Here is a 12,557-nt window from a genome sequence, read left to right as displayed (position 1 = left end):
GCTACCAGGGATGCATACCGGCACATGGCCGTGCCGTCGGGCACCTCGATCGGGCGCCTCCTGCCGATGAAGCAGGGCAAGGCCAATTACGGCTTCCTGGCCAACGAGCTCTATTTCTCCGCGGAAGGCACCTTCGACTTCGCGGCGCCTTCGTGGGGCCCGCAGGACGTGCGTGTCGTTCTCGCGCGGCCCGCCAGCAATGCGATGGCGACCGCCGGCGACATCGGCGTCAAGGAAGTGAAGGATCTCAAGGGCAAGCGCATCGGCTACGTCAAAGGCAACCCGTCGGTCAACGTCAAGACCGATGCCTATCTCGCCTTTGCCGGCCTGACCCGCGCCGATGTCCAGGTCGTCTGGTTCGGCAGCTACAACGCCATGAAGACGGCGGTGATCAACAACCAGCTCGATTCGTTCTCGAGCGTCACCACCTCGGCCAACATGCGCGAGATCGAGGCGAGTCCGCGAGGCCTCACCTATCCGCCGTTCCCGCCGTCCGACAAGGCCGGCTGGGACCGCATTCGCGCGGTCGCCGATTTCTTCGAACCCTATCGCGAGACGGCGGGCGCCGGCATCTCCAAGGAAAAGCCGATCGATCTCGTCGGCTACCGCTATCCGATCATCGCGACCTATGCCAACACCAGCGCCGACGAAGTCTATTCGATCGTCAAGGCGATCGACGAATCGATGGACCTGATCAAGGCCATCACCGCCAGCGCGGGCAACTGGGCGCCGAACATTTCCGGCAAGCCGCCGGCCGATGCGCCCTGGCACGAAGGCTCGATCCGCTACCTGAAGGAGAAGGGCATCTGGAAGCCCGAGCATCAGGCCTGGCAGGACCAGCGCATGGCCCGGCTGAAGAAGGTCCAGGCCGGCTGGGCTGACGCCCAGAAGAAGTTCAAGGGCCAGGGCGACGAGGCCTGGTTGAAGTTCTGGGAAGAGTACCGCGTGAAGACGCTCGGCCTGGCGCCCAGCGACGCCTGACCGGACTCCGGTTCGGCGCATTGTCGTTCGTCCAAACGCTGCCCGGGCAGGACCCGGCGGCGTTTGGATCGGGCGCGTCACGCCGAGGGTGACGCGTGACCGGGTCGAACTCGACCTTCCCCTCGATGTCTCTCAGACATGTCGGGTTGAGACGGCTCTCACCGCGGGTGGGTCCCGGTGGTACGGCCCGGCCCAGGCCCGCGCCGACGGCGTCCAGTGGAAGGCCGCCCGCTTCCATGCCGTCTATATCGGGTTTCGCTGCGCCTATGATGCGAAGGGCCGATGCGGTCCTGCGCCGGCCGGGCCGAGGTCATCCAGCACATCCGCCGCACTGATCCCGCGGTATATAGCTACCGCGCGGCGGGCAGCTCCCTTCGCCACCAGTTATTTCGTTTGTTTCGTTTATTTCGGTTGTGCGCGCATCCTCGGAGGATGACCGGAAATGAAAGCAGCAAGAACAACAGGCTACGAACGCCCCCCGATAACCTCACCCTGAGGAGCGAACGCTGTGAGCGTCTCGAAGGGTGGGCACGAGCACGGCGCCTGTTGCCCATCCTTCGAGACGCGCCGCGTGGCGGCGCTCCTCAGGATGAGGTAAGTACTTGAATCGATTGAATTCATTTTCGGTCATCCTCTCAGGATGAGGTTAAGTGCTCGAATCGATTCAATTGATTTCCAGTCAGCCTCTCACGAAACCATCCAGCGAATGACGATGCTGAACGCCAGCATTGCCAGCGCCTGAGTCACCGACAGCAGCCAATCCCGATGCCGACGCGATGGGGGTTCGCTGGTCCGGCCTGCGTTCGACATGCGTCCTCCAACGGCATTCCGCCTGTCGAGCAGATCAGGGAACAATCGGGCGCGCAAGCGTCGGCGTACGCACGCGAGGCGCCGCAAAATAATTTTCTTCTTGGAAACAGGCGCAGAGATTAACCTTTCCCCGGGAGGAACGTGATGCCGAAAGATGGGGAAGCGACCGACGATCAACAGGCAGCGGGCCTGAACCTCCACGCTTCCAGCGCCGACAAGATCACGCACACCACCTGCTACATGTGCGCCTGCCGCTGCGGCATCAAGGTTCATCTGAAGGACGGCCGCATTCGCTACATCGAGGGCAATCGCGACCATCCGGTGAACAAGGGCGTGCTCTGCGCCAAGGGCTCGGCCGGGATCATGAACCATTATTCGCCCGCCCGGCTGCGCAAGCCGTTGCGCCGGGTCGGGCCGCGCGGCAGCGGCGAATACCAGGAGATCGAGTGGGACGAGGCCATGGCGACTGCCACGGATTGGCTGGGCGCCATCCGGCGCAGCGATCCGCGCAAGCTGGCCTTCTTCACCGGGCGCGACCAGAGCCAGGCCCTGACCGGCTGGTGGGCGAGCCAGTTCGGCACGCCCAACCATGCCGCCCATGGGGGGTTCTGTTCCGTCAACATGGCGGCAGCCGGGCTATACACGATCGGCGGCTCATTCTGGGAGTTTGGTGAGCCGGACTGGGACAATACAAGGTATTTCCTGATGTTCGGCGTGGCCGAGGACCACGATTCCAATCCGATCAAGGCCGGCCTCGGCAAGCTCAAGACGCGCGGCGCCGCCAAGTTCGTGTCGGTCAATCCGATCCGGACCGGCTACTCGTCGATCGCCGACGAATGGATCGGCATCCGGCCGGGAACCGACGGCCTGTTCATCCTGGCGCTGATCCAGGAACTGCTGCGCGCCGGCAAGATCGACGAGGAATATCTCTGTCGCTACACCAATGCGCCGTGGCTCGTGATCCAGGACGAGGGCGCCGCCGATCACGGCCTGTTCGCCCGTGACGCCGCGGGCCAGCCGCTGGTGTTCGACAGCGCGACCCAGACGGTCGCCGGCGCAAACCGGATCGATGCCAGGCCGCAGCTGACCGGCAAGGTCTTCCTGGCCGACGGGCGCGCCGCCGTGCCGGCCTTCCATCTCGTCGCCACCCGCTGCCTCGAGCCGCAATACGCGGCCGACGCGGTTGCCGCCGAGACCGGCATCGACGCCGATACCATCCGGCGCATCGCCGCCGAACTGGCGCATGCCGCCTTCGAACAGACCGTCGTGATCGAGCAGCCCTGGACCGACTGGGCCGGACGGCAGCACGACAGGATGATAGGCCGGCCGGTCGCGATGCATGCGATGCGCGGCATCTCGGCCCATTCCAACGGCTTCCATACCTGCCGCGCCATCCACGTCCTGCAGATGATGCTGGGCGCCGTCGATTCGCCGGGCAGCTTCCGCTACAAGCCGCCCTTCCCGCGGCCCACGCCCCCCGGCGTGAAGCCGACCGGCCGCGCCGCCGACGTCCAGCCCGGCAAGCCGATGCCCGGTCCGCCGCTCGGCTTCCCGACATCGCCGCAGGAGCTGCTGGTCGAGGCCGACGGCACGCCGCGCCGGCTCGACAGGGCTTTCTCGTGGGAGGCGCCGCTGGCGGCCCACGGCATGATGCATCAGGTCATCCGCAACGCCTGGGCGGGCAATCCGTACAAGATCGACACGCTCTTCATGTTCATGGCGAACATGAGCTGGAACTCGTCGATGAACACGGCCGGCACCATCGAGATGCTGACCGACAAGGATCCGGAGACCGGCGACTACAAGATCCCGCGCATCATCTATTGCGACGCCTATGCCAGCGAGATGGTGGCCTATGCCGACCTGATCCTGCCCGACACGACCTATCTCGAGCGCTGGGACTGCATCTCGCTGCTCGACCGGCCGATCTGCGATGCCGACGGCGTCGCCGATTCGATTCGCCAGCCGGTGATCGCGCCCGACCGCGACGTGCGCCCGTTCCAGGACGTGCTGATCGACCTGGGCGCCCGTCTCGGCCTGCCCGGCCTCATCAAGGAGGACGGCAGCCCGCGCTATCCCGGCGGCTATCCCGACTACATCGTCCATCACGAGCGCAAGCCCGGCATCGGCAGCCTGGCCGGCTGGCGCGGCGCGGCCGGCGACAAGCATGGCATCGGCGCGGTCAATGAGGGTCAGCTCGACGCCTACGTCGCCAACAAGTGTTTCTGGCGTCACGAGATTCCGGCCGACGCGCGCTACTTCAAGCATGCCAATCGCGCCTATCTCGACTGGGCGGTCGGCATGGGCCTGATCGACAAGCCGGAACCCATCGTCCTGCAGCTCTACAGCGAGGTCCTGCAGAAGTTCCGCCTCGCCGCCGACGGGCATGGCGAGGTCCAGCCGCCGGACGAGCATCGCCACCGCGTAAGGACCTACTTCGATCCGTTGCCGCTCTGGTACATGCCGTTCGAGGAGGCCGAGGTCGCGCGCGACGCCTTCCCGCTGCACGCGATCACGCAGCGGCCGATGGCGATGTATCACGCCTGGGGCTCGCAGAACGCCTGGCTGCGCCAGATCCACGGCGACAATCGCCTTCACATCCATCACGCGACGGCGGCCAGGCTCGGCATCGCCGAGGGCGACTGGGTCGCCGTCACCAGCCATCACGGGCGCATCAAGGTCCAGGCCAAGCTGATGGACGGCGTCAATCCGCATACCGTCTGGACGTGGAACGCCATCGGCAAGCGATCCGGCGCCTGGAACCTCGCACCGGACGCCGCGGAGTCGCAGAAGGGCTTCCTGCTCAATCACGTCATCTCCGAGCTGCTGCCCGAGCGCGGCGACGGCCATCGCTACGGCAATTCGGATCCGGTGACCGGCCAGGCCGCGTGGTACGACCTGCGCGTCCGGATCGAGAAGGTACCCGCGGAGGAAGGCGTCAGCGAGCCGCAGTTCGCCACCCTGCCGGTGCCGCCCAATCTGCCGCAACGTCCCGACGTGCTGCGCTACGGCGCCGGCTTCAGGGCGGCGTCCAACGGAGAGGTCAAGTGACCAGCCTGCCTGCCGCGCCCGCGCAGAAGCGCCTGGGCCTCGTCATCGATCTCGACATCTGCGTCGGCTGTCATGCCTGCGCGGTGAACTGCAAGGAGTGGAACAGCGGCGGTGTTGCCGCGCCGCTGACCGATCTCGCGCCATACGGGGCCAAGCCCGACGGCGTCTGGTTCAACCGCGTGCACACCTACGAGGTCGGCGAGGGCGCTGCCGGTCGCACCGTCCATTTTCCGCGCTCGTGCCTGCATTGCGCCGAACCCGCCTGCGTGACCGTGTGTCCGACCGGCGCGTCCTTCAAGCGCGCCGCGGACGGCATCGTCCTCATCAACGAGGACCTCTGCATCGGCTGCAAGCTCTGCTCCTGGGCCTGTCCCTACGGCGCCCGGGAATTCGACGAAGATGCCGGCGTCATGAAGAAGTGCACGCTCTGCATCGATCGCATCTACAACGAGACCTTCGATCCGGAGGATCGCGTGCCGGCCTGCGTCGCCACCTGCCCGGCCTCGGCGCGCCACTTCGGCGATCTCGGCGATCCCAACTCCGCCGTCTCCAAGCTGGTGGCCGAGCGCGAAGGCTTCAACCTGATGGAAGAGCTGGGCTATGCGCCCACCAACAAGTATCTGCCGCCACGCCCGCGGCAGCAGACGCAGGGCTGCACCGGTGCGCCGGCCCGGCTCGAGCCCGCGCAACCGGCGGCCGCCGGCGGCCTGCTGGGATGGCTGGACCGGCTGCTGTCGGCATGAACAACGAACAAACTGATCCTTCGGAGACGACGTGCATCCCTCGCTGTCGGTGATTTTCTTCACCACCGCCTCAGGCGCCGGCTACGGGCTCCTGACCCTGCTCGGCGTCCTGGCGCCGTTCGGCCTGCTGCCGGCGGATCCGCGGTTCGGCCTGGTGGCGCTGGCGCTCGCGCTGGCCGCCATCACCGCCGGCCTGCTGTCCTCGACCTTCCATCTCGGCCAGAAGCAGCGCGCCTGGCGGGCCTTCTCGCAATGGCGGTCGTCGTGGCTGTCGCGCGAGGGCGTCGCCGCCGTCGCGACCTATCTGCCGGCCGGGCTCTTCGGCATCGGCTGGGTCTTCCTCGGCACCGTCTCGAAGACTGCGGGCGTGCTGGCGGCCCTCGGCGCCGTCGCCACGGTCTACTGCACGTCGATGATCTACCAGTCGCTGAAGCCCGTGCCGCGCTGGCACAATGGCTGGGTCGTGCCCAACTACCTGGCGCTCGCCCTGATGACCGGCCTCCTCTGGCTCGCGCCGGTGTTGCAGGCCTTCGGCGCGCCGCCGCAACTCGGCGGGCTGGTGCCCGTGCTTGTGCCCGTCTCGATCGCGCTCGCGGCCGTGCTGAAGCTGGGCTACTGGCGCTTCATCGACGAGGCCCCCGCCACCAGCACCGCCGGCACCGCGACCGGCCTCGGTCGCCTGGGCACGGTGCGTCTGTTCGAGGCGCCGCACACCTCGGAGAACTATCTGCTGAAGGAGATGGGCTTCAGCATCGCCCGCAAGCATGCCGCCAAGCTGCGGCGCATCGCGATCGGGCTGGGCTTCGGCCTGCCGTTCCTGCTGTCGCTGGTCCCCTTCCTTGCCCCCGGCTGGCCCGCCATCGCCGCGACCTTCGCCGCCGCGATCGTGGGAACGGCCGGCGTCTTCGTCGAGCGCTGGCTGTTCTTCGCCGAGGCGCAGCACGCCGTCACCCTCTACTACGGCCAGGCGGCGGTCTGAGATTCTGGCAGCGAATGCCGGAGTCTCGTCCCATTGCGTCGTGAGGGTGATCGTCGGTCATGAGGGCGATCTCCGGGTGAGCCCATTGGAAACGGGTGGAAACGGGCGGCTCGATGGCCGATGTCAGACGATCAGGAAATGAGTGTGCGCAAGGGACAAGCCCGCGGCCATATCAGCAATTTGCACCGCGCCGCCTGAGGCACTGCCGTTACTGTCGTAGAACAGGTCGCCGGTCGCACTATTGTAGATGATCCGATCGTCGGCGGCCGCGGCGCCGGCACCGACATGGAAGGCGCCAGCGGCGAGCACGCCCGGCGAAGTCAGCGCCGTGAAGATCGCATTCTCGAGCCGGATCGTGTCGTTCGCCACATCGAAGTCGGTGATCGACTCGACGTTGTTCAACGCATTGAGTCCGGTGTCGAACACGAAATGATCGTTGCCTGCCCCGCCGGTGAGCACGTCGTTGCCATCCTTGCCGTTCAGGATGTCGTTGCCGGCACCACCGGCCAGCCGGTTGGTCAGCCCGTCGCCCGTAAGGGTGTCGTTGCCCGAGCCGCCCGTCACGTTCTCGATGTTGCGGACGGTGTCCTCGACCACGCCATCGACCTTGACCTTGGCGTTCGCTGAACCGGCCAGCGTCACCGACACAAACGCCGTCTTGTCGCTGTAGTCTGCCGTATCCAGGCCCGTGCCGCCGTCCAGCACATCGGTGCCCAGGCCGCCCCTGAGGAGATCGTTGCCGGCACCGCCGACCAGTCGATTGGTCAGCCCGTCGCCCGTTAGGGTGTCGTTGCCCGAGCCGCCCGTCACGTTCTCGATGTTGCTAACGGTGTCCTCGACCACGCCACCGACCTTGACCTTGGCGTTCGCTGAACCGGCCAGCGTCACCGACACCGATGCCGTCTTGTCGCTATAGTCTGCCGTATCCAGGCCCGTGCCGCCGTCCAGCACGTCGGTGCCCAGGCCGCCCCTGAGGAGATCGTTGCCGGCACCGCCGACCAGTCGGTTGGTCAGCCCGTCGCCCGTTAGGGTGTCGTTGCCCGAGCCGCCCGTCACGTTCTCGATGTTGCTAACGGTGTCCTCGACCACGCCACCGACCTTGACCTTGGCGTTCGCTGAACCGGCCAATGTCACCGACACCAACACCGTCTTGTCGCCATAGTCCGCCGTGTCAGATCCAGAGCCTCCGTCCAGCGTGTCCTTGCCGGCGCCACCCTTCAGAATATCGTTGCCAGCGCCGCCCAACAGCGAGTCGCTACCGGCGAGTCCATCGAGCAAATTGTTTCCACCATTGCCAGTGATTCGGTTCGCGCCTTCGTCTCCCGCAAGGGCCACGTCGCGCGTCGCATCGGCAGTGGTACCCAGGATCTCGATGCCGCTGCCGGCCGACAGCGCGTACGAGTCGGCGGCGGTGACCCGGTCGTCGCCCCCGCCCCCGCTGTCACTTACGGTATCGCTGGTGTCAACGGTGTACGTGTCATTGCCCGCCCCGCCGTCCATGAAATCGGCACCGCCACCACCATTCAGGTTGTCGTCGCCGTCGCCGCCGTAGATGTGATCGTTGCCTAACCCACCCGCTAACTCATCGCTCCCCGCGCCGCCTTGCAGAGTGTCGTCACCGTCACCGCCTGAAAGGCGGTCGTTGCCAGCACCACCCTTTAGATCGTCATTCCCACCGTTGCCGAACAGCGCGTTATCGCCGCTTCGGCGTGACATGACATCGTTGCCAGAACCGCCATAGATCGTGGCATTCTCCACGTCGTCGTAGAGAAAGACCTTGTACTTGAAGTCCGGAAACGAACCTCCCGTAGGCTGGGTGCCGATATAGTAGCGCCCCCACCACTCGTAGTCCGCCACGACATCGCTACTGAAAGCCGAGAAGTCCACAGTGGCGCCGTCAGTGCCGCCACCGCCGTAAAGACTCTGATAGCCGGCAATCTCGACATTGGTGAAGCTGACGTAATCGTCGCCCGACCCGGTCTGGAAGGAGACGAGATGCTCGATGCCCTTGACGCTAGTTCCATCCGACAGGCTGAACGCGTAGCTGTTACCTGTCGGCGAGTTCACGTATCCTATCGTCACTCCCTGCGTCAGGTCCGGCCGAAACATCGTCAGTAGATCGACACCCGTTCCGCCGTCCACCACCGTCGGGCCGCTCCCAAGCGCATTCAGCGCACCCACGTGGATAAGGTCGTTGCCCGAACCTCCGAGAAGCGTGTCCTGCCCCACGCCGCCCTGCAGAGTGTCGTCACCGTCACCGCCTGAAAGGCGGTCGTTGCCGGTCGCCCCCGCCAGATCGTCGTTGCCCCCGTTGCCACGCAGGATATCTCGCCCACCATTGCCTCGAACGACATCGTTTCCCGGAGTTCCAAAGTAGGAGTCATCTCCACCTGTTCCGACGAACATCTCACCCGCAGCAGGCGGCTCTGCGACATCATTGTCGACAATCGAGAATGTCGTGGCCCCTCCGGGAAGGAAGATCGAGGCAGGGTCGGTGGGTGACCTTTGGATAATCAGCCCGAATGTCTCAGTGGGCTCGACGCTGGCGTCATCCCGAATTCGCAGAGTAACGATCTCGGTCGGGTCACTTGCAGAGAACGTAATGGGGACGTTCAGCAGCCCGACGTAGTCACCGGCATTGTAGCTTCCGTGCAGCATTGTGGTGCTGACGTAAACCGTTTCGGTCAGCAGTGAACTGCCGGTTCGGCGAATTTCGAAGTCGATAGTCCTGTTGCCCTCGGTGACGGAGGGTGTTGCAGGGCTAATTGTCCACGTAGTCGCGGCAACAACCTGGTCAACAACGAACGCCGTGCCGCTCCTGGATTGAGATTGCGCCTCTGTTAGAGCGACGTTGACGACATACCCCGGCAGCACTCCGTTAAGTCTGGCAACTGACTGCCAAATCCCGGAGTCCCGCAAGATCTCGAGAACCGCGCCAGCGGGAAGTTCCGAGTTGGCGGCAACTGATCGAAGGCGAACGGTGTAGATATTCCCGATGCCGCCGGCCGTAGGGAACGTCACACCCGAAAGATCGATCAAGTCCCCTTCGCTCAAGGAGTAGACGGTGCTCTTTCCTTGGTTGAAATCAGTGATGATGTCGGTTGCGCCCGCCTGCCAAAACCCCAGATCGCCATCGACGAAAGCAAAGACGTCGCCAGCTGTGCCGCCTGCAAGCGTATCGGTTCCGGCCCCCCCGGCAATGACATCTCGACCACCGCCGCCATTGATGCTGTCGTTGCCGCGCCCGCCGCTTAGCAGGTCGTTGCCGGCGTTTCCAACTATCTCGTCGTTTCCATCGAGGCCAAGAATGTAGTCTGAACCGTTCGATCCCCGTAGCGCACGAGCACCAGCATCGTCGAAGTAATTTTCATTGCCGAGTCCCGTGTATCTCTGAAACAGATCCAAGTACCGCCAACTGAGATCACGTACCTGGTCATAATCTGCCAACCCCATCGATATACGGTGTATCACCGGTTTCAGCTCGTCGTACAACGCGTCGCTGGTTAGTCCATTGATGCTGACCCAGTACAGTTCACTATTATGCTCTGCTCCAAAGCCATGCCTATAGAACAGAACCAAATCGTACCAAGCCCTATAATCCGGATAAATGACCTCGTCGTTTCTGAGATTGGGCAGGTCTATTGAAACAGTAGTGGGCGAAGGCTGATTGAATAGCTCCAATAGGTAGGTTGAAGTAAGGCCGGGCCCGGACACCTGCAAACTGGGGTTATGGACTCGATCGTCCGTGTGGGCGATTCCGACGTACCTATCTACGGCTGAGCTAACAGCAATCTCAGCCAAATCGGCGGGCAGTCCTGCTGATGCAAGAGATACCAGACTAAGTTCCACGTTGGAGAAAAGATCCGCATCTCGTCGCGCGAATAGATCAACCAAGGTTCCGCCAAGACTGTGACCAGAAACGATTACGCTGGTGATCTTGTCATCAGAAAATTGACTCGCGAACACATAGGCGTGGACCGCATCGATAAGCGGTTGCATCCCGTCGTAGTATCCACCCAGTCCACCCTCGGAGAATGTCTGGCGTTCAGTAAGCGCATCGCGTCCATCGGATCCGCGAAACGCAATCACGACCGTTCGTTCACCATTGACCGTGCGCTCTGCGACCAGGGCTTCACCAACGTTCTCCTCGTCAGGGTCGCCAATCAAGCCAACGCTGGATCGATACAAGCCACCAGCCGAGAAATTTTCTCCTCCCGAAAGTAGCGTCATTCCTAAGGCATCTCGATCAAGAAGCTTCCAGGTCTCCGTCGAAGTGGAGAGGCTCGCTATGTACTCACGATACGAATCGTCATAGTTGAGCCGATCCTCGGCGCCTCGCCATGTGCCCTGAAACTCGGAGGGGATCCCACCGCCGCCATAGGAGGCGCGGGCCATGGCAGTTCCGATTCGGATGATCTCGGCTTCCGATAGCTCGCTTGCAGAAGGCGTTCCTCCATCAATGAAAGACACCGGATCGATCCAGGCACCCGGCGCGCCGGCCGGATTGTAGCCATCGTCACTGATGGGCAGAACGTCGCCCCTCGTCATCTCGAAATGCAAATGCGCAGCATCGGCGTTGCCGCTCTTGCCCAACGCACCGATCTGCTGGCCGATTGAGACCACCGATCCCACCGACAGGCCGGACACGTTGTCGAGATGGGCGTACAGGCTGTTTACACGAGTGACGCTTACGCCATCGACAAGTGTTGGCTCCGGCAGATCGTGGCGGATCACGACATAGTTGCCGAAGCCTGTCGTGGAGGCGCCTTGGTTCGAGACGACAGCAATGACGGCGCCATTGGCGACAGCATATACGGGCCGACCGAGGTCCGTGTCACCTCCTCCATCGCCGTTCCAATCTACACCGAGATGGAAGCTTCCCCCCACGTCTGGATTAGGCTCGTTGAAACCTTGGGCGACGTAGTAGCCATCTCCATCGGCGGCGGGTGTGATCGCGCCATTTCCCAGCGGATGACGGAAACGTGTGGCCAGCGGAGCGGTGCTAGGCATGAAGCTTTCTCACAAGGATAAAACGCTGGTGACAAGTCCGAAGGAAACGGAGGCGGGACTCGGCGCAGCGACCACTTGAGACAACAAGCCAGGTTCGTGAGGTCGTTGATATTCTCGGGCGCCCAATGAGTTGCGACGGCGCTCGCAGCACACGCGCTCCCGCTTCATCCAGGCGCCTAGTCCCAGGGTCCGTGCTCCGCCACCCCACTCACTGCAACGCGTACGGCACGCAACTCCTGCGGGCAAAGATTAGTGGGGCAAGCAGGCTTTGTCACTACGCCTGCACTGGAAAACAGGCTAGCTGACTGTTGTAGCGCAGCGGCATCGGCTGGGTCTTCCTCGGCACCGTCTCGAAGACCGCGGGCGTGCTGGCGGCCCTCGGCGCCGTCGCCACGGTCTACTGCACGTCGATGATCTACCAGTCGCTGAAGCCGGTGCCGCGCTGGCACAATCGCTGGGTCGTGCCGAACTACCTGGCGCTCGCCCTGATGACCGGCCTCCTCTGGCTCGCGCCGGTGTTGCAGGCCTTCGGCGCGCCGCCGCAACTCGGCGGGCTGGTGCCCGTGCTGGTGCCCGTCTCGATCGCGCTCGCGGCCGTGCTGAAGCTCGGCTACTGGCGCTTCATCGACGAGGCCCCCGCCACCAGCACCGCCGGCACCGCGACCGGCCTCGGTCGCCTGGGCACGGTGCGTCTGTTCGAGGCGCCGCACACCTCCGAGAACTATCTGCTGAAGGAGATGGGCTTCAGCATCGCCCGCAAGCATGCCGCCAAGCTGCGGCGCATCGCGATCGGGCTGGGCTTCGGCCTGCCGTTCCTCCTGTCGCTGGTCCCCTTCCTTGCCCCCGGCTGGCCCGCGATTGCCGCGACCTTCGCCGCCGCGATCCTGGGAACGGCCGGCGTCTTCGTCGAGCGCTGGCTGTTCTTCGCCGAGGCGCAGCACGCCGTCACCCTCTACTACGGCCAGGCGGCGGTCTGAGATTCC

General features: G+C 64.2%; 6 protein-coding genes. 5 read left to right on the top strand and 1 reads right to left on the bottom strand.

Translation table 11 applies throughout. The features are described from left to right. The first annotated feature begins 24 nt into the window (after positions 1 to 24). From Q7V45_RS03410 to Q7V45_RS03395, 4 genes are all read left to right on the top strand, one after another. The gene (locus Q7V45_RS03410) at positions 25 to 981 is read left to right on the top strand and encodes a TAXI family TRAP transporter solute-binding subunit (RefSeq protein ID WP_370692552.1); all 957 of its coding nucleotides are present in this window, start codon (positions 25 to 27) and stop codon (positions 979 to 981) included. Positions 982 to 1,935: 954 nt separating this feature from the next. Beyond that, entirely contained in the window at positions 1,936 to 4,842 is a 2,907-nt protein-coding gene (locus Q7V45_RS03405) for a molybdopterin oxidoreductase family protein (protein ID WP_304846967.1), read from the top strand. Beyond that, positions 4,839 to 5,585: a 4Fe-4S dicluster domain-containing protein gene (locus Q7V45_RS03400; RefSeq protein WP_304846964.1), complete on the top strand. Its 747-nt coding sequence runs from the start codon at positions 4,839 to 4,841 to the stop codon at positions 5,583 to 5,585. The genes Q7V45_RS03405 and Q7V45_RS03400 overlap by 4 nt, the downstream gene beginning before the upstream one ends. 31 nt (positions 5,586 to 5,616) lie before the next feature. Further along, entirely contained in the window at positions 5,617 to 6,564 is a 948-nt protein-coding gene (locus tag Q7V45_RS03395) for a DmsC/YnfH family molybdoenzyme membrane anchor subunit (RefSeq protein ID WP_304846961.1), read from the top strand. 123 nt (positions 6,565 to 6,687) lie between these two features. On the opposite strand, the gene Q7V45_RS03390 is transcribed toward Q7V45_RS03395, so the two are convergent. Then, entirely contained in the window at positions 6,688 to 11,574 is a 4,887-nt protein-coding gene (locus tag Q7V45_RS03390) for a peptidoglycan DD-metalloendopeptidase family protein (RefSeq protein ID WP_304846958.1), read from the bottom strand. 365 nt (positions 11,575 to 11,939) lie between these two features. Here Q7V45_RS03390 and Q7V45_RS03385 point away from each other — a divergent pair, with 365 nt between their 5' ends. Beyond that, positions 11,940 to 12,551: a DmsC/YnfH family molybdoenzyme membrane anchor subunit gene (locus tag Q7V45_RS03385; protein WP_304846955.1), complete on the top strand. Its 612-nt coding sequence runs from the start codon at positions 11,940 to 11,942 to the stop codon at positions 12,549 to 12,551. Positions 12,552 to 12,557 lie beyond the last annotated feature (6 nt).

Origin of the sequence: Reyranella sp., assembly GCF_030651995.1 — a bacterium.
Lineage (GTDB): Bacteria > Pseudomonadota > Alphaproteobacteria > Reyranellales > Reyranellaceae > Reyranella.
The sequence above is the reverse complement of the archived record's forward strand: the minus strand, read 5'-3'. Positions and strand labels throughout refer to the sequence as shown.